General features: G+C 60.8%; 24 protein-coding genes and 1 pseudogene. 13 read left to right on the top strand and 12 right to left on the bottom strand.

From position 1 onward, the window contains the following. Positions 1–17: 17 nt before the first annotated feature. Entirely contained in the window at positions 18–1,391 is a 1,374-nt protein-coding gene (gene radA / locus NZ453_RS14745) for a DNA repair protein RadA (RefSeq protein WP_263771445.1), read from the bottom strand. A 2-nt stretch (positions 1,392–1,393) separates the two neighbouring features. Further along, complete coding sequence (gene alr, locus NZ453_RS14740) at positions 1,394–2,488, bottom strand: alanine racemase (RefSeq protein ID WP_263771444.1); 1,095 nt, start codon at positions 2,486–2,488, stop codon at positions 1,394–1,396. A gap of 192 nt (positions 2,489–2,680) precedes the next feature. Here alr and lplT point away from each other — a divergent pair, with 192 nt between their 5' ends. Beyond that, positions 2,681–3,943 (top strand): lysophospholipid transporter LplT, encoded by a 1,263-nt coding sequence (lplT, locus tag NZ453_RS14735; protein WP_263771443.1) that lies wholly within the window; start codon positions 2,681–2,683, stop codon positions 3,941–3,943. 81 nt (positions 3,944–4,024) lie between these two features. Here the strand turns inward: lplT and NZ453_RS14730 are convergent, their stop codons facing one another. The 3 genes from NZ453_RS14730 to NZ453_RS14720 are packed head-to-tail and all read right to left on the bottom strand — an operon-like array spanning position 4,025 to position 6,040. Then, positions 4,025–4,522, bottom strand: a complete 498-nt coding sequence (locus NZ453_RS14730) for a TPM domain-containing protein (RefSeq protein WP_263771442.1) — start codon at positions 4,520–4,522, stop codon at positions 4,025–4,027. After that, positions 4,522–5,439 carry a TPM domain-containing protein gene (locus tag NZ453_RS14725; protein ID WP_263771441.1) on the bottom strand — a complete coding sequence of 306 codons (918 nt, stop codon included), beginning with the start codon at positions 5,437–5,439 and terminating at the stop codon, positions 4,522–4,524. The genes NZ453_RS14730 and NZ453_RS14725 overlap by 1 nt, the downstream gene beginning before the upstream one ends. A gap of 4 nt (positions 5,440–5,443) precedes the next feature. Continuing rightward, the gene (locus NZ453_RS14720) at positions 5,444–6,040 is read right to left on the bottom strand and encodes a LemA family protein (protein WP_263771440.1); all 597 of its coding nucleotides are present in this window, start codon (positions 6,038–6,040) and stop codon (positions 5,444–5,446) included. A gap of 225 nt (positions 6,041–6,265) precedes the next feature. Between NZ453_RS14720 and NZ453_RS14715 the strand changes: the two genes are divergently transcribed. Continuing rightward, positions 6,266–6,706 (top strand): bacteriohemerythrin, encoded by a 441-nt coding sequence (locus NZ453_RS14715; protein ID WP_263771439.1) that lies wholly within the window; start codon positions 6,266–6,268, stop codon positions 6,704–6,706. A gap of 61 nt (positions 6,707–6,767) precedes the next feature. Here the strand turns inward: NZ453_RS14715 and NZ453_RS14710 are convergent, their stop codons facing one another. The 4 genes from NZ453_RS14710 to NZ453_RS14695 form a co-directional block, all read right to left on the bottom strand. Further along, entirely contained in the window at positions 6,768–7,538 is a 771-nt protein-coding gene (locus NZ453_RS14710) for a uracil-DNA glycosylase (protein WP_263771438.1), read from the bottom strand. Continuing rightward, on the bottom strand, positions 7,535–8,011 hold the full coding sequence (gene rimI, locus NZ453_RS14705) for a ribosomal protein S18-alanine N-acetyltransferase (RefSeq protein WP_263771437.1): 477 nt from the start codon (positions 8,009–8,011) through the stop codon (positions 7,535–7,537). Before rimI ends, NZ453_RS14710 begins: the two co-directional genes overlap by 4 nt. Further along, positions 8,011–8,688, bottom strand: a complete 678-nt coding sequence (gene tsaB / locus NZ453_RS14700; protein WP_263771436.1) for a tRNA (adenosine(37)-N6)-threonylcarbamoyltransferase complex dimerization subunit type 1 TsaB — start codon at positions 8,686–8,688, stop codon at positions 8,011–8,013. The genes rimI and tsaB overlap by 1 nt, the downstream gene beginning before the upstream one ends. Positions 8,689–8,794: 106 nt before the next feature. Further along, positions 8,795–9,493, bottom strand: a complete 699-nt coding sequence (locus tag NZ453_RS14695; protein ID WP_263771435.1) for a cation efflux transmembrane domain-containing protein — start codon at positions 9,491–9,493, stop codon at positions 8,795–8,797. A 135-nt stretch (positions 9,494–9,628) separates the two neighbouring features. Between NZ453_RS14695 and cadR the strand changes: the two genes are divergently transcribed. The 4 genes from cadR (at position 9,629) to NZ453_RS14675 (ending at position 12,106) form a co-directional block, all read left to right on the top strand. Then, positions 9,629–10,072 carry a Cd(II)/Pb(II)-responsive transcriptional regulator gene (gene cadR, locus NZ453_RS14690; protein WP_263771434.1) on the top strand — a complete coding sequence of 148 codons (444 nt, stop codon included), beginning with the start codon at positions 9,629–9,631 and terminating at the stop codon, positions 10,070–10,072. 289 nt (positions 10,073–10,361) lie between these two features. After that, positions 10,362–10,751: a COG4315 family predicted lipoprotein gene (locus NZ453_RS14685; protein WP_263771433.1), complete on the top strand. Its 390-nt coding sequence runs from the start codon at positions 10,362–10,364 to the stop codon at positions 10,749–10,751. 18 nt (positions 10,752–10,769) lie between these two features. Continuing rightward, the gene (locus NZ453_RS14680; RefSeq protein ID WP_263771432.1) at positions 10,770–11,279 is read left to right on the top strand and encodes an RNA polymerase sigma factor; all 510 of its coding nucleotides are present in this window, start codon (positions 10,770–10,772) and stop codon (positions 11,277–11,279) included. Continuing rightward, positions 11,276–12,106, top strand: a complete 831-nt coding sequence (locus tag NZ453_RS14675) for an anti-sigma factor family protein (protein ID WP_263771431.1) — start codon at positions 11,276–11,278, stop codon at positions 12,104–12,106. The genes NZ453_RS14680 and NZ453_RS14675 overlap by 4 nt, the downstream gene beginning before the upstream one ends. 103 nt (positions 12,107–12,209) lie before the next feature. Here NZ453_RS14675 and NZ453_RS14670 read toward each other — a convergent pair whose 3' ends face one another. Together NZ453_RS14670 and NZ453_RS14665 are read right to left on the bottom strand one after the other, a co-directional pair. Continuing rightward, the gene (locus NZ453_RS14670) at positions 12,210–13,610 is read right to left on the bottom strand and encodes a heavy metal sensor histidine kinase (protein WP_263771430.1); all 1,401 of its coding nucleotides are present in this window, start codon (positions 13,608–13,610) and stop codon (positions 12,210–12,212) included. Beyond that, complete coding sequence (locus tag NZ453_RS14665) at positions 13,607–14,284, bottom strand: heavy metal response regulator transcription factor (RefSeq protein WP_263771429.1); 678 nt, start codon at positions 14,282–14,284, stop codon at positions 13,607–13,609. The genes NZ453_RS14670 and NZ453_RS14665 overlap by 4 nt, the downstream gene beginning before the upstream one ends. A 107-nt stretch (positions 14,285–14,391) precedes the next feature. On the opposite strand from NZ453_RS14665, the pseudogene NZ453_RS14660 reads away from it, so the two are divergent. Next, positions 14,392–14,973 (top strand): annotated as a pseudogene (locus NZ453_RS14660) (efflux RND transporter permease subunit); the annotation flags it as partial. Between the two features lie 283 nt (positions 14,974–15,256). On the opposite strand, the gene NZ453_RS14655 reads toward NZ453_RS14660, so the two are convergent. Continuing rightward, positions 15,257–15,532 carry a metal/formaldehyde-sensitive transcriptional repressor gene (locus NZ453_RS14655; protein WP_263771428.1) on the bottom strand — a complete coding sequence of 92 codons (276 nt, stop codon included), beginning with the start codon at positions 15,530–15,532 and terminating at the stop codon, positions 15,257–15,259. A gap of 73 nt (positions 15,533–15,605) precedes the next feature. Between NZ453_RS14655 and dmeF the strand changes: the two genes are divergently transcribed. From dmeF to NZ453_RS14625, 6 genes are all read left to right on the top strand, one after another. Beyond that, entirely contained in the window at positions 15,606–16,556 is a 951-nt protein-coding gene (dmeF, locus tag NZ453_RS14650; RefSeq protein ID WP_263771427.1) for a CDF family Co(II)/Ni(II) efflux transporter DmeF, read from the top strand. 522 nt (positions 16,557–17,078) lie between these two features. Further along, entirely contained in the window at positions 17,079–17,930 is an 852-nt protein-coding gene (locus tag NZ453_RS14645) for a PEP-CTERM sorting domain-containing protein (RefSeq protein ID WP_263771426.1), read from the top strand. Positions 17,931–18,303: 373 nt separating this feature from the next. After that, positions 18,304–19,128, top strand: a complete 825-nt coding sequence (locus NZ453_RS14640; RefSeq protein ID WP_263771425.1) for a S1C family serine protease — start codon at positions 18,304–18,306, stop codon at positions 19,126–19,128. Positions 19,129–19,154: 26 nt separating this feature from the next. Further along, positions 19,155–20,183 (top strand): AAA family ATPase, encoded by a 1,029-nt coding sequence (locus tag NZ453_RS14635; RefSeq protein WP_263771424.1) that lies wholly within the window; start codon positions 19,155–19,157, stop codon positions 20,181–20,183. Then, positions 20,149–21,141 (top strand): DUF58 domain-containing protein, encoded by a 993-nt coding sequence (locus tag NZ453_RS14630; protein ID WP_263771423.1) that lies wholly within the window; start codon positions 20,149–20,151, stop codon positions 21,139–21,141. The genes NZ453_RS14635 and NZ453_RS14630 overlap by 35 nt, the downstream gene beginning before the upstream one ends. Continuing rightward, on the top strand, positions 21,138–22,190 hold the full coding sequence (locus NZ453_RS14625) for a VWA domain-containing protein (protein WP_263771422.1): 1,053 nt from the start codon (positions 21,138–21,140) through the stop codon (positions 22,188–22,190). The genes NZ453_RS14630 and NZ453_RS14625 overlap by 4 nt, the downstream gene beginning before the upstream one ends. Positions 22,191–22,211: the final 21 nt, after the last annotated feature.

Here is a 22,211-nt window from a genome sequence, read left to right as displayed (position 1 = left end):
CGATACGCGCGTGCGGGTTACTCGAGTTCGCGCAGCCGCTCGACGGCCTCTTCGACGCGCCGCACGGCGATCACCTCAAGGCCCGCGATCGCCAGCTTCGGCCGGTTCGCCTCCGGAACCAACGCCCGGGTAAAACCAAGCTTTGCCGCTTCCTTCAGGCGCTCCTGCCCGCGTGGTGCCGGGCGCACCTCGCCAGCGAGGCCGACTTCACCGAAAACGATGAGCTTGGTCGGAAGCGGCCGGTTCTTCATCGACGAGACGATCGCCAGCAGCACCGGCAAATCGGCCGCCGGTTCGCCAATCTTGACGCCGCCGACGGCATTTACGAAGACGTCCTGGTCGAAACAGACGATCCCCGCATGCCGGTGCAGGACGGCAAGCAGCATCGCTAAACGCTGCGCATCGAGCCCTACGGTCAGGCGCCGCGGATTTCCATGCGATTGGTCGACGAGGGCCTGGATTTCGACGAGCAGCGGCCGCGTTCCTTCCTGCGTCACCATGACACAGGAACCGGCGACCTCGTGCCCATGTTGCGACAGGAACATCGCCGACGGGTTGTTCACACCTTTGAGCCCCTTGTCGGTCATCGCGAAAACGCCGATCTCATTCACCGCTCCGTAACGGTTCTTGACGGCACGGATGAGACGGAAGCTGGAGTGCGTGTCGCCCTCGAAGTAGAGCACGGTATCGACGATGTGTTCCAGTACGCGCGGCCCGGCGAGCGCGCCTTCTTTGGTCACATGGCCGATCAGGATGATTGTCGTTCCGCTCTGCTTGGCCAGCCGCGTGAGCTGCGCCGCACATTCCCTGACCTGCGCTACCGAACCGGGCGCAGAGCTGAGTTGTTCCGACCAGAGCGTCTGGATCGAGTCGATCACAGCAACTTGCGGCTTGACCGCCTGCAAGGTGCCGAGGATCTTTTCGAGATTGATCTCCGCCAGGAGCTTGAGTTGCTTTGTGTCGAGCGCTAGGCGGCGCGCACGCATCGCAATCTGCTGTCCCGATTCCTCGCCGCTCACATAGAGTACATGGCTGGCATACGAAAGTTCGGTCAGCGCCTGCAGCAACAAGGTGCTCTTCCCGATGCCGGGATCGCCGCCGAGCAGTACAACCCCGCCGGCGACCAAACCACCGCCCAGCGCCCGGTCGAACTCGGCAATGCCGGTCGGCAGCCTGTCCTCTTCGCGCGCCTCAATCTCGGAGAGCGTCTGCAGTGTAGAGGTGCCGCCGAGTGCCGCAAAACGGCTTTGTGTCGTGGTGCCGCTTTCCGCGATCGTCTCCACAAGCGTGTTCCAGACCCCACAGCCGGGACACTGCCCCTGCCATTTGGGCGAAACGGCGCCGCACTCAGAGCACGAGTAGACCGTCTTTGCCGTCTTGACCTTGGCCAAGACTAAACCTCGACCACCGGCACTCGCCGCGCGAGCGCGCAGAACAACTCATAACTGATCGTACCGGCCGCCTCAGCGACCTCATCGGCTGGCATCCCCTCGCCCCACAGCACGACCGGGCTTCCCACACCGGCGTCCGGCAGGTCGGTGAGATCGCATTCCAGCATGTCCATCGACACTCGCCCCACCGTAGACGTGCGCCGACCGGCAACAAGAATAGGCGTACCGTTCGGGGCATGCCGCGGGTACCCGTCGGCGTAACCACAGGCAACCACACCTACGCGCATCGGCCGGTCCGCGACAAAAATGCCGCCGTAGCCTACACGTTCGCCCACAGCAAGATCCTGTACGGCAAGAATCCGGCTCTGCAGCGTCATCACCGGCTTCACATCGAAGGTGGAAGCAGCGGCATCGGCAAAGGGGCTGGCTCCATACAGCACGATCCCTGGACGTACCCAATCGTGCGCGACTTCGGCGTGACGCAAGATAGCCGCAGAGTTGGCCATTGATACCGGCAAGTCCATCCCCCCCGGCAAGGTCCGCCGCATCGCCTCGAACCGGTCCACTTGCCAGGCAATGCCGCGTTCCCCGTCCGCTTCGGCGAAATGGGTCATTAGCGTCACCGGACCGATCGCAGGAGAGTCGGCCAGTATCTTGCCCACCGCAGGCAGTTGCTCAAGCGTGAACCCGAGACGGTTCATGCCCGTATTGAGTTTCAAATAGATCGGCAGAGGCTTCGGCAGATTGGCCGCCCGGATGGCCATGAGCTGCTCCACGCGGTGCACCGCAGGGATCAGGTCGTGTTGCGCGCAAACGGCCAGATCGGATTCGTCAAAAAAACCTTCTAGGAGCAGGATGGGTTGCCGGAAGCCCGCATAGCGCAAAGCCACGCCGGCTTCTGGGTCAAGCAACGCGAAGCCGTCTGCGACATCGCACAAAGCTTTGGCCACCCGCATCAACCCGTGGCCGTAAGCGTCGGCCTTGACCACCGCCCAGGCTTTCGCGGAACCGCCTTGGCGGGTAACACAGTTCTTTGCAATCAGGTAGTTGTGTCGCAACGCGCCAAGATCGATGCGCGCCTGGATCGGACGAGGCATGTGGAAAAACGCTTTCTCGCTGATGGTGGCTCAAAGACCGTGAGTATCGGCCGCATTTTGCTCAAGCACAAGGCGCCTCGAGTTCAATATGACTTTCTGCATAGTCGGTTCCTCGGGCAGTCGGGTAACACCTGGCGGTCTTTCATGGTATAACTCCGGCACTCAATAAAAGAGCTGTCTTCACTAGCCCTGATGCCCTTCGGCTTTTACATCATCATGGCCGCGCAATTTTTTTCCGCGCTGGCCGACAATGCTCTCCTCATCGTTGCAATCGCCGCATTGCGTGAAATGCATGCGCCGGCCGCGTATGAGCCATTGTTGAAGACCTTTTTCACCGTTTCCTACGTTGTCCTTGCGGCCTTCGTCGGCGCCTTCGCCGATTCGATGTCCAAGTGGCGCGTCATGTTCATCAGCAACGGCATCAAGATCGCCGGTTGCGCCATGATGTTCCTATCCGTTCATCCGCTGGTCGCTTATGCCGTCGTCGGCCTCGGCGCCGCAGCCTATTCGCCAGCCAAGTACGGCATCCTCACTGAGTACCTCCCGCATCGGCTTCTGGTCGTGGCCAACGGCTGGATCGAAGGATTGACGGTGGGCGCCATCATTCTCGGCGTGGTCATCGGCGGCACATTGATTCAACCGGCTATCGCTCATCAGATACTCTCCCTCGATTTCCCGCTGATAGATACCGGCATCGACAGCACCAGCGAGATGGCGCTTTGCTTTGTCGGTTTCTTCTATCTGCTCGCCGCATTGTTCAACCTCCGTGTGCCGGACACGGGCGTGGACCACAAACCGCTGCACAAAAATCCCTGGTATCTGATCCGCGAGTTCAATCACTGTCTGGTCCTGCTTTGGCGGGACCGTCTCGGTCAGGTCTCTCTTGCCGTAACGACACTTTTCTGGGGAGCCGGAGCCACCTTGCAGTTCATTGTCATCAAATGGGCTGAAGTTTCGCTCCACCTGGACCTTTCCAAATCGAGCATGCTGCAAGGCGTCGTAGCGGTCGGTGTGGCACTCGGTGCCGCAGGGGCGGCCCGCATGGTGACACTCCGCCGTTCGGTCAGCGTGATCCCGCTCGGGATCGTGATGGGCCTGATCGTTCTCGTGATGAACTTCGTGACCCACGTTTGGCTTGCGGTCACGCTTCTCGTCGTCATCGGGGCGTTGTCAGGCTACTTCGTGGTTCCTATGAATGCACTGCTTCAGCATCGCGGCCACATTCTCATGGGCGCCGGCCACTCGATCGCCGTCCAGAACTTCAACGAGAATCTCTCGATCTTGATCATGACTGGCTTGTATTACCTGATGGTAAAAGCCAACGTCTCGATCTACTGGGTCATCACGCTTTTCGGCGTTCTGGTGAGCTGCAATATGCTGCTCATCAAGAAGAAGCACGAAGCCAACCAGCGGATTCACGACGACGTTTCGCATCTCGAAGATCGGGCACACTGAAAACCGCGCCACGCAAGGCCTTTTCCAGACCAGCGCCGTTCGGGCGGCTATTGCGGGTGTGCCTTAATGCATTACGTTGGCTCAGTACACCACAGGCGCGTCTGGAAGTTCGTTGTCATTTCGCTCTCCAGGCGGGAAATGGGCCGCCAAGGCCGTAGTGATTTCCCGGACGGCACGCAGGCTCCCGTCGTCAAACCGCTTATCGCGAAACGCTGACTCCATTGCCCGGCAGACGCCAGTCCAGAACGCGTTGTCCACCTTGCCGGTAATTCCGCGGTCGGCAACGATTTCGACTCGACGGTCTACGAGCTGCACGTAGATCAGTACTCCGCTGTTCTCCTCGGTGTCCCAAACTCTTAGCAACGAAAACAATTCGACGGCGCGATCCCGAGCGGATCGCCCGTGGATCAGGTCGGTCATCGGGAAATTAGCCTCGACGACGAAGCGGAGCTCACCGCTATGCTGACGTTCCGACTCCCTAACCGCCTGTTCAATCTTGCGAAGTACAGTTTTCGGAAAGGCGCGCAGCACCCACCAATCAGGGAAAAGAACGTGACGCAAGAATCTGCCTAAGTCCATTACCAGCCCCCTGAAGCGCCACCGCCGCCGGATCCACCGCCTCCGCCAGAAAAACCTCCGCCTCCGCCGTCTGAGAAACCGCCCCCTCCCCACGACGAGCCGCCACCCCATCCGGACGAGCCGCTTCTCGGCCAGCCGCTACCGTGAACTCCGCTCACACGATTGACGACGCCATCGGCAAGCAGCGAGACAATGAACGCCAGTACCCCGACGACGATACCAACGACGGTTGAGGCGAACACGAAGGTCACAATCACTCCGGCGACGCCACCGAGCAAGGACGCTCCCAGAAAACGGCCGAGGATTGCCCGCACCAGCCGCCCCACGACAAACACGAGAATGAATCCCCCGGCGAGCAATCCTTCGAAATCATCCGCCAGGTTGAACCCGCGATGATCGGATCGCCATTCTCGAGGAGCCGGCAAGGATTCGCCCGAGATAACGCCGGCGATCGCGTCCACACCGGCTTCGATGCCGCCGTAGAAGTCGCCCTGCGCGAAGCGTGGGCTGATGAGATCGCTGATGATGCGCTTTGCGGCCGCGTCGGTGAGGGCTCCCTCGAGCCCGTAACCGACTTCGATGCGCAGTTTGCGGTCGTTCTTGGCGATGAGCAGCAATACCCCGTCGTCGACGCCCTTGCGTCCGAGCTTCCAGGCTTCAACAACGCGCACGGCGTACTCGCTGACGGTTTCGGGCTGCACCGTGGGTACGAGCAGAACCGCCACTTGGGCGCCCTTTTGACGTTCGATTCCTGCCAGTTTGGCTTCGAGGGTGGAGCGCTGATTGGCCGACAACGTTCCAGTCAAATCGGTAACGCGTGCGGACAAAGCGGGGATCGCCTGCCGTTCCTGGCCCCCCGCCGCGAAGGAAAAACCGAGGAAAATGAAGACGAGCGCCGCCCTCCACCAGGCGGTCATCACATTATGGTTTGGCGCCAAAATCCACCTTCGGAGCAACGGAAATCGCTTTCTCGTTCTCAACGCTGAAGTTCGGCTTCACGTCATAGCCGAACATCTTCGCTGTCAGATTGTTGGGGAAAGTACGCACCGAAACGTTGTAAGCCTCTACCGCCTTGATGTAACGGTTCCGGGCCACGGTGATGCGGTTCTCCGTGCCTTCGAGTTGCGCCTGCAAATCACGGAAAGCCGCGTCGGCCTTCAGGTTCGGGTAATTCTCGGCGACCACGAGGAGGCGCGAGAGAGCGCTCGTCAATCCGGCTTGCGCCTGCTGGAACCGCGAGAACGCCTGCGGATCGTTGATCAGTTCCGGCGTTGCCTGAATGCTTCCCACCTGGGCCCGTGCTTGCGTTACCTGGGTCAGCACATCCTTTTCGTGGCTCGCATATCCCTGCACGGTATTGACGAGATTGGGAACCAAGTCGGCACGGCGCTGATACTGGTTGAGCACCTCCGACCAGGCGGACTTGATTGCCTCATCCCCGGTCTGGAACGTGTTGTACCCGCAACCGGTGAGCAGACTGGCAAGCAGGGCGAGAACAGCGACGATTCGAAGGCGCATCTGTTTTTCTCCGTCATTGTTGAGAATTTGGCCGAATCGGACACAGACCCGCAAGGGCCTTTGTTCAGCACCACGGAATATGGGTACGCTGCATGAGAATACAAGAGAAGGGCTCCCTTGGTACGCTATCCACACAGTCCAACCGTTCCGGTGAAACCAATGCTCGGTAAAATGGTTAGCCCAAAGCCCGGGATAACTGCCCCGGTTTTTCGCAGGGAGAAAAAAATGGCTATCAACCTCGCCTGGGATTCCAGGTTCGAAGTGGGAAACGAGCGCATCGATGCCGAGCACCGCGTTTTTCTCAGCCTGATCCGTGACCTGTCGCATCAGTCCGAAATCGGTGTGCCGGAAGCGCAAATGGCGAGGACGCTGCGCGAAATCTACAAATACGCCGATTTCCACTTCACGAGCGAAGAAAACATCATGGAAACCCGCGGCTATCCGGAACGCGCTCTGCACCAACAACGGCACCGATACCTGCTCGCCGAGCTGGAAAACAAGATGCACGGCCTACATAACCGCGAACACGGCGCCTCGCCTATCGTCGATTATCTGTTCCAATGGTTCGCGCTGCATACGACGCAGGAAGACAAGCGCCTGGCAGCCTACGTCCGGAATGACTTCCAAGTGAAAACAGAGGATACGCTCTCGCCCGCCAAGCCTTAGAAAACGCCAGAGGACCGTACTCTACGGAAGAAGCGCTTTAGCGCTTTTTCCGCAACAAGCATCATCCGCCGCTGGTTTCCCGCATCAGCGCACGCGCGCGGCACAGGTCTTCCCAAGCCTTGGCCTTGTCCGGCAGATTTCGCAGCAAATACGCGGGGTGGTAGGTAACGATGACTGGAATATCGCGCCCTTCGCCTTCGTTGCGATAGGAGAGCGTCTTCCCGCGCAAGCCGGAAAGCGACCGATCCTCGGCAAGCACGGCGTGCACCGCGGCACGACCAAGAAGAACAATCAACCGGGGACGGATAAGTTCGATTTGACGTTTCAGATAGGGGAAGCACGCCGCCATTTCTTCCGGCTCGGGCGTACGGTTCCCTGGCGGCCGGCATTTCACCGCATTGCCGATATAGACGTTCTCTCCGCGTTTGAGGTCGATCGCCGCCAGCATTGCGTCGAGCAGCTTTCCGGCGGCGCCGACAAAGGGTTCGCCGCGCGCGTCCTCTTCCGCCCCGGGTCCCTCACCGATGAACAGCCAATCCGCGTTCCGGTCACCGACGCCAGGCACCGCCTGTTTACGTTCACGGCACAATCCGCAGGCGGTACACCCTTTGATACGCGAAATCAGTTCGTCCCAGCCGAGTTCCTCATCGGCGCCGCGTAAACCGGAAACATTCAGGCCCGTCGCCATGTCGGCGTGCGTCGGTTCGTCGACAACGATCGGTTGATCCTGCACTTCTGCAGGGATATCGCCGCTGCCGCGCGGCGCATCTCGCCGCTTCCACAGAGGGTCGAAACCCATCTCGGCAAGAATTCGGTCGCGCGTGAGATTCACGCCACGTTCTCCGTCAGTTCGCGGGCGAGCACGAGCGCATTCTCGCGACCGCCCACGGCCGGATAGTAATCGCGCCGGACACCGATCTGGCGAAAGCCGAAATGCCTGTACAGCGTCTGCGCTTTCTCGTTCGACGGGCGCACTTCGAGAAACATGCGTTTGGCGCCTCCGCCCTGAGCAGTTTCCATCGCATGCCGCAGCAACCGCGCGCCAAAGCCCATCCCTTGCCGTTTTTTTGCCACGCTGATCGTTAGCAGGTGAGCCTCGTCGATCACCATCATGAGAACAAAGTAACCCACCATTTCGCCGTCGACGCGGCAAACCCAGCAACTGTAGCCGCTGGCGAGCGAGTCGGTGAAATTACCGCGCCCCCAGGGAAACGGGCAGACGGCGTATTCAATCGCCAATACCTCGTCGACATCGTATAGAGCCATCGGCAACATCTCAATGTGCGGCTGCAACACGGCGCTCATCAGGCGCGGCCCCCTTCAGCGAGGCGTTCAGCAACCGTGCGGGCGACTTTATCCCGAACGTAGAGAGGCGCAGCGTCGGCCGGATCGATGCGTTCGCCGCGCTCAAGACGCGGAGCAGCAAGCCTGACGACGGCGTCGGCGGACGGCATCACATCAGGCCGCCACTCATTCACGTAGGGCGACAGCCGCTCGCGCAGGACAGGGTACGCCGCGATCCCATTCCCACACGCGAGCCAACCGCGCGAATCGGGTAGCGGAACGTCGGACGGTGGGAAAACGCCTATTTCTCCCTGCAACCGCCCATGTTCGAAGACTCCGAAATAAACCTCGCCCATGCGCGCATCAAGCGCCACCAAGACGCGCTTGCCTGCACTGGCTAACGCCATCGCCTCGAGCGTCCCGATGCCGAGCAACGGCAAATCGCGGCCCATCGCCAGTCCTTGCGCTACACCGCAAGCGACCCGCAGTCCGGTGAACGAGCCGGGTCCGGCGCCAAAAGCGACCGCATCAAGTTCTGAAAAGCGCAAGTTGGCCTCGGTGAGCACAGCCTCGGCGAGCGGCAATAGGGTCTCGGAGTTCGCCCGGCCTTCGGGGCACGAGCGCGCGACGACTTCACCATCCCGCCACAGCGCGATCGATCCGGGATCAGCGGCGGTTTCGAGAGCAAGAACGTTCATGGGCCGTATTCTACCTCCTACCCGTCGGTGCTCCGCATCTGTCAGGTCGTCCGATCAATCCTGGCTGACGAACGGATGGCGCGGGTCACGCCCTGCCCCTCCTTGATCAGTGCGGCACGTTCCGCTTCGATGCGAAGGCAACAGGTACCGCCACTACCGCCTCGCCAGCGGACGGAGAACCCGCAACAGCGGCGGGCGTAAGCTCGCGTCTCGCCTGACGCACCACAGAAATGCCGGCCGAAAGCCCCAATCCGGCCATGATCGCCGCCACCACGATGTCTGGCCATCCCTCACCAGTACCAAAGACGCCGGCAGCGGCTAGCATGACAGCCACGTTACCGATGGCGTCGTTGCGGCTGCAAAGCCAGACCGAGCGCATGTTGGCGTCGCCTTCGCGATAGGTATAGAGCAAGACGCCCACCGATGCGTTGGCTGCCAACGCGAGAAAACCGATCGCCCCCATCGTCGCCGGTTCTGGCGGAATACCTGCAATGGCCGCCCATCCCGCACGTCCGATGACAAAGATGCCGAAAGCCGCCATCGAAATTCCTTTTACGAGTGCCGCTCGCGACCGCCACGTGGCGCCGAGGGCCAGCACGAAGAGGGATATCCCATAATTGGCCGCGTCACCGGCAAAATCGACGGCGTCGGCAAACAGCGATACCGATCCCGCCTGCCAGCCGCCGACCATCTCGACGACGAACATAACCGCGTTGACTACGAGCGCAATCCACAGCGCCTTGCGATACCTCGGACTGACCGCTGCCGACGTTTCGCACGCGGAATGGCAGTTACAGGCTGGCATGATGTTCTCCTCGTTCTATGCGTTGATAGCGCCATTGCACACCCTGTAGTTGCTCCAAGGTCAAGCGGGTAAAATCACGGAGTACGTTGAGCAACGAGCGAGACGCGGACCAGAGGCGTTGCAAGGGGACCAAGCATGCGCATAGGCGAGTTGGGCCGGGCTACCGGGGTTGATACGGAAACGATCCGCTATTACGAAAAAGCAGGCCTGTTGCCTGTTCCCGGGCGACACGACAATGGCTATCGGGCGTACGGCCCGGAGCACGTGGAACGTCTTGCCTTCATACGCCACTGCCGGGCACTCGACATCGGGTTGGCCGACATTTCCCGGCTGCTTGACTTCGTCGCCCGTCCCGAAAGTGATTGCGGGGATATCGATCGCTTGATCGACGCACAACTCGACCGCGTCCGCGCCCGGTTACAAAGTTTGCAAGCGCTCGAGCGACAACTCACCGCGTTGCGCGGACGTTGCGGCACGACGCATCTTGCGGGCGACTGCGGCATCCTGCACGAACTCGTCGCCGCCGCGCATCAGGAAGGCTGCGTTTGCCACGGGACAGCGACAGGCGGAAACCGCTGAACACCAGCCCCGTTTCATTTCCCCGCGTCGCTCCTGTCCGAGTGCAAAGGACTCGCCACGTCACTCGGCCTTCATCGGCCGCTACCGCTTCTTCCCCTTGACTCTCTCGCCCGAACACCGCGGAACGAAGCAAGCGGCCTTCACTGCTTGCTTCCCGTAGGAGGAACGTGCACGGGGCCGCTCGGTCTACGCATGAGTTTTTTCCGGCAAACGGGAATAAATCGGGATCGGGATGCGTTTACCAGGTGCAATCCCCAGTCACCCACCGTACCAACCGAAGGAGGCCACCGTGAAAAACCGTATTTCGAAAGCCGCGTACGTCGTTTGCGTTTCCCTGTTTGCTCTCGCTGGAACGATTTCCCATGCCGCGGAGGCCCCGGCGGTCGTCGGGGACGGCATCCTGACCGGCACCAACGGCATGACCTTATACACCTTCGACCGCGACGTCGCGGGGAGCAACAAGAGTACATGCAACGACGCGTGTGCGAAGAACTGGCCGCCGCTGAAGGCCAATGCAGATGGCATGAACGACGGCAACTTCAGCGTCGTCACCCGCGACGACGGTAGCAAACAATGGGCTTACAAGGGCAAACCGTTGTATTTCTGGGTCAAGGATCAGAAACCGGGCGACAAGACCGGAGATGGCGTCAATAACGTTTGGCAAGTGGCCAAACCCTGATCGCCTCTGCCTGCACCGATGGTAGACAGCCGAGCGCTCGAAGCCGAGATTCCGCGCCTGCGCCGCTACGCGCGGGCGCTGCTCGGCGATCGTTCGGCCGCCGACGATCTGGTTCAGGATACGCTGGAGCGCGCCTGGGCGCGTAGCAGTCAATGGCGCTCCGGTAGCGATCTTCGAGCCTGGCTGTTCGGTATCATGCATAACCTCCGGGTCGATCAGCTGCGGCGAGCCGCGATACCTGTGCAGCCGATCGAAGAAGGTGCGCACGATGTCCCGGTGCGCGCCACACAGAGTGATCGCCTTGAAATGCTCGACCTCGACGTCGCGCTCAATAGACTTCCCGAAGAACAACGCGAGATCATGTTGCTGGTCGCTCTTGAAGATATGAGTTATTCGGACGTTGCAACACTTCTCCAACTCCCGGTTGGAACCGTGATGTCCCGCCTGGCCCGTGGACGCGAGCGTTTACGCCAGATTCTGGCCGGGAAGCCGGGAGATTCCGTGACGCATTTGCGAGTCGTCAAATGAGTCCGCGCACGCAAATTACTGAGAGCGACCTGCATGCCTACGTCGACGGCGAACTGCCGAAAGCGGACCATGAGCGGGTTGAACGCTTTCTCCGTAGGCACCCCGGAGACGCCGACCGGATGCGGGAATACGCGGCACAGAAACGCGCGTTGAAGGCGTTGTTCGACCCGGTTCTAGAGGAGCCGCTCCCCGAAAACCTGCGTCGCCTCACTTCCCCTCCGAACCCCGAATCGCCGCAGGGGATCGCCGCCGGCTGGCGCGCGATGTCAGGTTCGCGACGGCGGTACGAATGGTGGCAACGCATCGCCGCCGCCGTTCTCGTGGCGGCAATTGGCGGCGCCACGGGCTGGTTTGCGCGCGACAGATATGCGCCAACTCCAAGCCTCGCGGCCGTGGTTCCTTTGCCACGACAGGCGGCCGTCGCACACGCCGTTTATTCGCCGGACGTGCGCCGGCCGGTAGAGGTGCGCGGCGACCAGGAAGAACAATTGGTTACCTGGCTCTCGAAGCGCATCGGGGCGCAGGTGAAGGCGCCGAAACTCGGCGGGCTCGGTTATGAACTCGTCGGCGGGCGTTTGCTGCCGGGCAATGCGGCCCCGGTTGCCCAGTTCATGTATCAGGATGCAACCGGCCAGCGGCTTACGCTGTACGTTTCCACCGAAAACGTAACCAACCGGGAAACGGCGTTCCGCTTCGCCCAAGAAGGCAAGGTCAACGTCTTCTACTGGGTCGACGGCAAGTTCGGCTACGCACTATCGGCGACGATTGGCAAAGACGAGCTCGGGCGCGTGGCGAGCGCCGTGTACGACCAGCTTGAGAGACAGTAGACGGAGCACAAAACCCGGTCTTCGGCCAAGAACCGGACGGTGCCCATCCAAGCGTTCGGCGCCATGGGTTCGGCAAGACATGTGCGATCGCCCTGCAACCTTTCTAGGCGGTCGCCAGGGTCAATGTAAAGCGGGTGACTCCTTCCTCAGACACGACGCTCACGCTCCCCCCGTGAGCCTCGGCGATCGATTTGACGATCGCCAGGCCGAGACCCGACTGTCCGCCATCGCCGCTGCGCGCAGGATCGGCCCGATAGAAGCGATCGAACAGCCGCGGCAGATGCTCCGGAGGAATCGTCTCGCCCGTGTTTGCGATATCGACGGTCACCCGTCGACCACCGGGACTTCGCACTGTCACACTCACGCGCCCGCCTGGCGGCGTATGTCGGATCGCGTTCGAGAGCAAGTTGCTGATCGCGCGACGTAGCATCAGCGAATCGCCGAGTGCGACGCCGTCGCCTGAGCACGCCAGTTCAACTCCTTTGTCTTCAGCGGCAAGACGATGAAACTCTGCGAGTTCGTCGACCAGCCCCGCAAGGCAAAGTGCTTCCCGCGTCGGCACAATTTGTCCTTCATCGGCCTTGGCGATGAAGAGCATGTCGGCAATCATCCGCGACAGCCGTTCAAATTCCTCGACGTTCGAAGCCAGTACGTCGCGGTATTCGTCGACGGAGCGCGGCCGCGAGAGCATCACCTGCGTTTGCGTCAGCAGATTGCTGACCGGCGTCCGGAACTCATGCGCAAGGTCGGAAGAAAAATCGGAAAGCCGGCGGAAAGAGGCTTCCAAGCGCGACAACATGTCGTTGAGCGTCCGTGCCAGATCGGCCAGTTCGGCCGGTACCGATTCCTCGGCGATGCGCGCGTCCAGCCGATGCGCCGTAACCGCTGCCGCTTCCTTCCGGATGGCTTGTAGCGGAGCCAACCCGCGACGGACTGCCAACCAACCAAGGAATCCCGTCAGGACCGCGGCAAAAGCAACAAACGACCATAACGTGACGCGGAACGAAGCCATGAAATGCCGATGGTGCGAAATATCGATCGCCACGCCAACAATCGCCTGCGGCGCGCCTTCGATGCCGGTCCCGGTACGTACCACCACGCCGCGGAATGGACGTCCGCTATCCGCCTGCCAAACGACCGGACGCAACGCCTCGGATTCACTCAGTGGTTTCTCCAGGAGGGCTCGGGGGAAATCCGCGCCGCTCGTCGCAAAGATCAACTGATCGTTCGGAATCTTGACCACGACCGCGAGCCCCTCGTGCCCGACAAGAGAGTCGTCAAGCTGCTGTGCCAGATGGTCGAGGTCTGCCGAGCTTCGCACCTTCTCCAACATGCGCTGCGTCAGCTTGAGTTTGCCTATCAGCACATCGAGGTCCTGCTCCTCGAAGTGCCGCTCGACTGAGCCGCCGATCAGATAACCGAGAACGAGCAGCACAATTGTCGAGCCCACGGCGAAAAGGGCCGTCAGGCGCAGGGTGATCGACATACCCCGGACGGGCCTCACCCCGCTGCCTCCAACACATACCCCATACCGCGCACGGTACGGATCAGCTTCGGTTCGAATTCGTCATCCATCTTTGCGCGCAAGCGACGCATGGCCACCTCGATGACGTTGGTATCGCTGTCGAAGTTCATATCCCACACCTGCGACGCGATGAGCGAACGGGGCAACACTTCGCCCTGTCGGCGCAACAACAGTTCAAGCAGCAAAAATTCTTTTGCCGTCAATTCGATGCGTTTACCCGCACGCGTCACTCGGCGGCGTAAGAGATCGAGTTCGAGATCGGCGGCGCGGAGTACCTCCGCCTCCTTGGCCCGGTTGCCACGCCGCAGCAGCGTACGCACCCGTGCCAACAGCTCGGAGAAAGCAAAGGGTTTGACGAGGTAGTCATCGGCACCGAGCTCAAGCCCATGCACGCGGTCATCGACATGATCGCGCGCCGTCAGAAAAAGCACCGGGATGCCCTTACCCGCGGCCCGTATGCCGCGCAAAACGCTCCAGCCATCGAGCCGCGGAAGCATCACGTCGAGAATCACAAGGTCGTAGTCGACGGTCAGCGCGTCGTGCAGGCCATCTTCACCGTCGCGTGCAAGGTCAACGACGAAGCCTGCCTCGGCCAGTCCCTGCTTCAAATAACTTCCGGTCTTCGCCTCGTCTTCGACGACCAGGATCTTCATTGCCATCTCCTTTTTGTCCCTCGGCGGCACATCTTGCTCCCCGCAACCGCCGCAGGGCGAAGATTACGAGAATGCAATCTTCCCGTCAGCTTTCTGTAGGTCTCCGGAGCGGGCAATTCGAGAACATGGAATGGGCTATCTAGAAAATGAAGGTCGCCGCACCCGTCACACAGCTGGCGATCTTCCTGCTGCTCTACCTTAACTTACGGCGCCTAACGGAAACGCTGATCGTGATGCTGTCAGTGTCGTTTGCTCTCGTCGGCGGCATCTGGCTGATGTGGGCGCTTGGATACAACCTCTCGGTGGCCGTGGCTGTTGGGTTCATCGCACCCGCCGGCGTCGCCGCCGAGACCGGAGTGATCATGCTGATCTATCTCGACCACGCGTGGGAAGAAGCCAAGGAGAAACGGCGGGTCGCCGGCCAGGCAGCGAGCGTCGGCGACCTCTATGGTGCCATCATGGAAGGCGCTGTAGAGCGCGTGCGACCGAGAATGATGACGGTCGTTGCCATCATTGCCGGCCTTTTGCCGATCATGTAGGGCTCCGGCCCGAGCAGCGAAGTGATGAGCCGGATCGCGGCGCCCATGGTCGGCGGCATGGTGTCGTCAACCGTTCTTACGCTGGCCGTCATTCCAGCGATCTACGCGCTGGTCAAACGGTGGCGGCTAAAGCGGAATCTCGAAAACTGAGTCAGCCTGTCGCGACCGGGCGGAGTCGCAGACAACTTAGTGCCGCACGCTCGCCTTTTTGAGAAGCGCCAGTACTGGTAACAAGATCCTGTTGTCAGCGACTGGCTGCAACTCCGCGGCGCCGTTGCAGCCTTGCCTGCGTGACCATCCCCGCACAAGGGGCACGGTGCGAAATCCGCGAACGGGACTCTCCGCGGAACAACAGAGAGCTTCGGCAATTCTTCGCTACCTGCGCCGAAGCCGTCTTACGCGATCAACCCTCCCGCGGTGGCTCGATGCACATTCATCTGAGATAAGAACGTAGCACCTTGACGACTTGTTCCAGGTCGGCATCCCGTTGTTCAGCGGATACGGCATTCGGCCCCAGGTGTTCGCGCATGTGCCCCTCGAGCACTTCAACCATGAGGCCGCTGACTGCCCCGCGAATAGCTGCAATCTGCTGCAGGATGGCAGCACATTCCGTTTCCTTCTCGAGCGCTTTCTCGAGCGCCTCCGTCTGCCCCTTGATGCGGCGGACGCGGCTCAACAGGTGTCTCTTGTCCTTGATGGTATGCGGCATCGGCGTTTCTCGGTACGGTACTGGGGTATAGTATATTTCCCCTATCATCTTAACGCTACAGCAAGGGTCTCTCATGTCTGCCGCCGCTTCCATCCAGCACTGGTCTCACTCGCACATATTCGATGAGGGTGACCCGCTCGCCGAACGCAATACGCGATGGGCCGTTGTCTTGACGGCGATAATGATGGTGGCCGAGATTGCTGGCGGCTGGTGGTTCAACTCGATGGCCCTTGTCGCCGACGGCTGGCACATGAGTTCGCACGCGCTCGCGCTCGGCCTGTCGGTTCTTGCCTACAGCGCGGCTCGGCGTTTCGCGAGTGACGACCGTTTCGCTTTCGGTACCTGGAAGATCGAAATCCTGGGTAGCTATACGAGCGCGCTGTTGCTGGTCGGGATCGCATTCCTCATGCTGTATCAATCGGTCGAGCGACTGATCGAACCCAAACCGATTCATTACGACCAAGCAATCGTCATTGCAATCGTTGGCCTGCTCGTCAACCTTGCTTGCGCCTGGCTACTCCGTGGTGGTCACCACCATGAGCATCACCACCACGGACACGGCGCGTCAAGCGAACACGAGCATCGTCACCACGATCTGAACCTGCGTGCGGCTTACGTCCACGTCATCGCCGACGCCGCGACGTCGGTCCTGGCGATCGTGGCGCTCTGTGGTGGAAAGTTATGGCGAGCCGGTTGGCTCGACCCGGCCATGGGTATTGTCGGATCAGTGCTGGTCGCCGTGTGGGCGTACGGTCTGCTGCGCGATTCCGGGCGCGTGCTGCTCGACGCCGAAATGGATGCACCGGTCGTAGACGAAGTCCGTGAAGTTATCGCCGCAGCCCCGTCCGAGACATCCATCTGCGATTTGCATATCTGGCGAGTTGGCAAAGGAAAGTACGCCTGCATCCTCTCCTTACTCACCTCCGGCAACCTCTCCCCGAACGACTTCAAGCGGTTGCTCAGCGTACATGAAGAACTCGTTCACATTTCCATCGAGGTGAATCACCTAGATAACCTTGCTTAAACGTCGTTTGGAAAAAACGACACGGAACGAGACGCAACGTGCAATTGCGGAAACATGGTGCTTCGCGGTGCTCTTGCTCAAGAACCGCTTGTGGCTCGCCTCCTGGCGGAACAGCCCACATACCCAATGGATGCCGCCGCACCTAGCGGGATTGTTTGCTAGGGCCTTCCCAATTTTTCCTCACAAGTCACCGCGCTCGACACAGCTCCGGTTTCGACTTTCTCAGAGAACACGAAGTACACGCCCATCGCCATGGTGAGCACCTTCACAGTGTCCGCTCATCCACTCGGCCCTCAGGAAAGTCTTCTCTGGAATCCCTTGCGCCTGATCACACCTTTGTGGCCCCCCCTACCGTGCGTCGGATAGCTTTACACAAGTTAACGCAAGCTGAAATCAATCGAAGAAAAAAACTTTAAGTTCAATACGTTATTTTATCGGCACAAAACGTGCTTAGAGCGGCACAGAACAACGAGGCTTACCGCCGGTTCTGCTCACAAGTTCAACAATAAGTGGAGAATCATCATGAAGTTCCATAAGTACGTTTCCGCCATCGCGCTTGCTGCCCTGATTGCCCCGGCACACGCCGCAATCGAATACTTCCCGCAAGCGTCGCTCACACCCAGCACTCAGCTCTATACCGATACGATCGGTGGAGGCATCGGGTCTGTCGTCGTCATGACAGGGGGTGGAAACGCCAATGGCGCAGGAAACCCTTCCGGCCGCAACGATGATGGTTTCAGCGGACCGATCAACTTTGGCTACACGCTCTCTTTCTTTGGTAACAACTACACAAGTTTCTACGCCAACAACAACGGCAACATCAGTTTCTCTGGCGGTAACTCGGGTTACGTTCCCAACGGCCCGATTGGTGCGACGTTCCCGACGATTTCGATTTGGTTCGGCGACGTCGACACGCGCAACCCGTTGAGCGGTGTGCTGCATATTCGTCAGGACACCCCGAATCAAACAATCCTGACCTGGGATCACGTCGGCTACTACAACGACCGCGGCGATAAGCTGAACACGTTCCAGATGGTCGTTCGCGGTTCCGGCTACGACATTCCGAGCGGGGAAGGCGCGATCGGTTTCTTCTGGCTTGGAATGCCTTGGGAAGCCACGGGCACCAGCCAGACGGCAGCGGTTGGTTTCGGCGACGGGCAAGGTAACGGCGTGGTCCTGCAGGGATCGACTACCGCTGGCCTTAACAATGCCGTTGCGTACCACAAGACCTGGTTCACGGCTGGCCTCACCCCAGTATGCGGCGTTCCCGGTACGCCGGCTTGCGAAAACGGGGTTCCGGAGCCCGGATCGCTGGCTCTCCTGGCGGTTGGGATTATCGGTCTGGGGGTAATCCGCCGTAGGCGTAGCGCTTAACTAGCCACCGTAATCGAAAACCTGAAAGCCGCCGCAAGGCGGCTTTCTTTGTTTACACCTGCCTGCTTTGTTGAAGTCACACGCCTTGCCGCAGATCGATTTTGTTCTACGTTGAAACTTGGCGAACGCTTTGTTGATCAAATCTTCGCGGCACATAAGCCTTTGAGACATGTGCCGGTTCGTGTCTTGTCGCCACAGCACCGATCGCGAGGAACGTATGAAACGAGCCGCGCTATATAGCCGTTCTACCCGGAGCCGCGCGGCCATCCCCGATGCCCCGGCACTCCCTCTTACTGATGAAAGCGTGCCTGACAAACGCGCTTGGCGGAAAAGGTTCGCTCGGTTCACTACGGGTTACCGGATTCCGTTGATCTTGCTCGCCGTAGGTGTCGCCGGAGTGTGTGGTGGGCTCTTGCAGCGGCAACTCGCGGAGCCTGCGGCGATGGTGATCACCCAGGAACACATCGATCAGGCGGTAAGGCGTTCCCTTGAGGAGAAGCCATTGCCGGCCCAATCTGCAAAAGCATTTGAAGCGATCCGGCCGTCGGTCGTCCGCGTCGTCGGCGCGAACCATCCGGAAGCGACGGGATCGCTGCCCGACCCGGCCGGCAAACCGGTCGGAAAGAAGACCGGCAAGGCAAAAGACGCGGGCGAAAGCGAAGGGGCATCCATCGGTACGGGTGTGGTGATCACCGAAAAGGGCGCGATCCTCACCAACCTGCACGTCGTCTCAGGGACGAGCCGCATCACGGTTACGTTCGCCGACGGCACAGAATCGGAAGCAGCCATCGCCGGTGTCGACGCCGACAACGATCTCGCTGTGCTGCAAGCCCAGAAATTACCAGACGATCTGCAACCGGCAACCCTCGTCACGACCGGCGACCTGCGCCCGGGGGACGAAGTCGTTGCCGTGGGCTTCCCCTTCGGTTTTGGCCCCTCGGCGTCTGCTGGTGTCGTGTCCGGCCTTAAGCGTGAGTTCCGGTCGACGGGCGGGCAACGCGTACTGAGCAACCTTATCCAGTTCGACGCCGCGGCGAATCCGGGCAACTCCGGTGGCCCGTTGGTGAATTCGCAGGGCGAAGTCCTCGGCATCGTCACGGCAATCCTCAATCCGCTGCAACGAGGCTTTTTCGTCGGACTCGCTTTTGCCGTGCCGATCGAGAATGCCGCCGCTGCTGTCGGCGTGCATCCGTTCTGAACCGGCTAACCTCTCCAGGAAGAGACATGGAAACGAAAGAGCTGACGACTCGTGGCGACGTCGCCACTTTGATGGAACAGGTGTTGTACGAGGTCAAAAAGCTGATCGTCGGCCAAGACGCTTTCCTGGAGCGGGTCATGGTAGCGATCCTGGCGCAAGGTCACCTGCTCGTCGAGGGCGTTCCCGGTCTCGCCAAGACGCTGACGGTGAAGACGCTGGCTCAGACGATCAACGGCGGATTCAGGCGCATTCAGTTCACCCCCGACCTCGTACCGGCAGACCTGGTCGGTAACCGCATCTACAACCAGAAGACCGGCGAGTTCTCGACGACGCTCGGGCCGGTCTTTACGCACCTGCTTTTGGCCGACGAGATCAACCGCGCTCCGGCCAAAGTGCAGAGTGCGCTACTCGAGGTGATGCAAGAAAGACAGGTGACGATCGCCGGCGAAACTCATGTCCTGCCAGCCCCCTTCCTGGTCATGGCGACGCAGAACCCGATCGAGACGGAGGGGACCTACCCACTGCCCGAAGCTCAGGTCGACCGCTTCATGATGAAAGTCCTCGTCGGCTATCCAACACCGGAAGAGGAATTCGTAATCGCCCAGCGGGTAACTGGCGAGGCTCCGGTCATCTCGGCCATCGCCACGACCGAACAACTGGCGGCGCTACAAGCCGAATGCCGGCGCAGCTTTGTCGAACCGGCTCTCGTGCAATACGCCGTGCGCCTGGTTTGCGCCACACGCGAACCCGCGCGTTACGGCCTCCCCGAACTCGAACCGTGGTTTACTTTCGGCGCCAGCCCGCGGGCGACCATTTGTCTCGTTGAGGGCGCGCGCGCGCTCGCCTTCCTGCGCGGCCGAGACTATGTTCTACCCGAAGACATGACCGCCATCGTTCCCGACGTACTTCGTCACCGGCTGGTGCTCTCCTATCAGGCACTCGCCGACGGAGTTACGGCCGACGCCGCGATCGCCCGCTTGATGCAGCACATCCCCGCGCCCGCGAAGGCGCTTGCCCCTCATGCAACCGCCGAACGAGCCAGCGTCCCGGCCTGACGCCGAGCAACTGCTCTTGAGGCTCGAGTGGACGGTAATCCGCCGTCTTGATGGGCTGTTGCATGGCGACTACCGGAGCTTTTTCCGCGGCCCTGGTCTGGACCTCGCCGATCTGCGCGAGTATCAGTACCACGACGACGTGCGCCACATCGACTGGAATGTCACCGCTCGCATGCAAATGCCGTACGTCAGGGAATTCAACGAGGATCGCGACCTCACTGCCTGGTTTCTCCTCGACCTTTCCGCATCTGTCGACTTCGGTGCGCGGGTCAAGAAGCAGGCCGTGTCGGCTGAATTCGTGGGCGTACTCGCACGCTTGTTGACGCGACACGGGAACCGGGTCGGCGCCTTATGCTATGGCAACAGCGTTGACACGGTAATTCCCGCGCGTAGCGGGCGTCAGCAGGTGCTGCGCATCCTGCACACGTTAACCACGCGACCGGTGGTCACGCCATCGCCGACCCAACTCGGAACGCTGCTTGTGCACGCCGACCGTATCGTACCGCGTCGCTCGCTGGTCTTCGTGATCTCCGATTTCATCAGCACGCCGGGTTGGGAAAAGCCGCTCGGTCAACTCGCAAGGCGGCATGAGGTAATTGCCGTACGGCTCTCCGACCCGCTTGAACACGATCTTCCGGATCTCGGAATGCTACTCTTCGAAGATGCCGAGAGTGGACAACAGCTGACCGTCGACACCCATGATCGCCGGTTCCGGAGGCGTTTTGCTGAGCTCGCCGAGGAACGCGAGGTGATACTGAGGAATCGCTTTGCCGATGCTAACGTCGATGCACTCGAACTGTCCACCGAAGGCGATCTCCTCGACGCCCTGCTCCGATTTGCCGACCTGCGCGAGCTACGCAGCCGTGCCTCGTCCGGTGGCGGACTGCCCGCCCATATCCAGCCGATCGCAAATCCCCAGCCGGCCAGCGCCGGCCAAGCAACCGAGGTGCGGCGATGATGACGTTCGAATGGCCGTTGATGTTGTGGTTTCTGCTCGCCCTGCCATTGCTTGTAGTCCTCTACATCTTCATTCTGCGGCGCCGCAAACGGGCGGCCGTCCGTTACGCGAATCTTGATCTTGTGCGGGCGGCCATCGGCGCCGGCAGCCATATCCGAAGACACGTTCCGCCAGTGTTGATGCTGCTCGCGTTGGCCGCCGTGCTGCTCGCGGCAGCGCGCCCAATCGCGACGGTGACGCTGCCCACGCAGCAGGAAACGATCATTCTCGCCATGGACGTCTCCGGCAGCATGCGCGCCGCCGACGTGCAACCTAATCGCTTGCAGGCGGCGCAAGCCGCGGCAAAGTCTTTCGTCGCCGAGCTTCCATCGCGAACCAAGGTCGGGGTCGTCGCGTTCGCGGCCACGGCGTCCGTGGTACAGGCACCGACGCTTTCCCGCGAAGATCTCGTGGCGGCCATCGATCGCTTTCAGCTACAGCGGGGTACCGCCACGGGAAGCGGCCTGATCGTCGCCCTGGCGACGCTGTTTCCGGACGCCGGGATCGATGTCGGCCAGTTCATCTACGGGCGCTCGAAGCAGGACGAGAGCCGTAGCGGCCCGATTGGCGAACCCGGTAAACCGAAGGAGCCATTCAAGCCCGTCGCTCCAGGCTCGAATGCCTCGGCGGCCATCATTCTGCTCAGCGACGGTCAGCGAACGACCGGCCCGGATGCCGTCGATGCCGCGCGCATGGCGGCGGATCGGGGCGTACGGGTCTATACGGTGGGCGTGGGTACCAAGGAAGGTGAAACGATCGGGTTCGAAGGCTGGTCGATGCGCGTCCGGCTGGACGAGGAAAGCCTGAAACGTGTCGCAGAAATGACGCGTGGCGAGTACTTCTACGCGGGCAATGCGGTCGATTTAAAGAAAATCTACCAATCGCTCAACGCGCGCATCGCTTTCGAGAAGAAACAGACCGAAGTGAGCGCGCTCTTTGCGGCAGCCGGCGCGCTACTGGCAACGATCGCCGTATTCCTCTCGCTTTGGTGGTTTGGCAGAGTACTGTAGGAAGTGGCCGTTGTACCCGAT

The sequence above is a fragment of the Propionivibrio soli genome (genome assembly GCF_025770765.1).
In the GTDB taxonomy this organism is placed as follows: Bacteria; Pseudomonadota; Gammaproteobacteria; order Burkholderiales; family Rhodocyclaceae; genus Propionivibrio; species Propionivibrio soli.
Note: the sequence above shows the minus strand (reverse complement) of the source record. Positions and strands in the feature narration are given on the sequence as shown.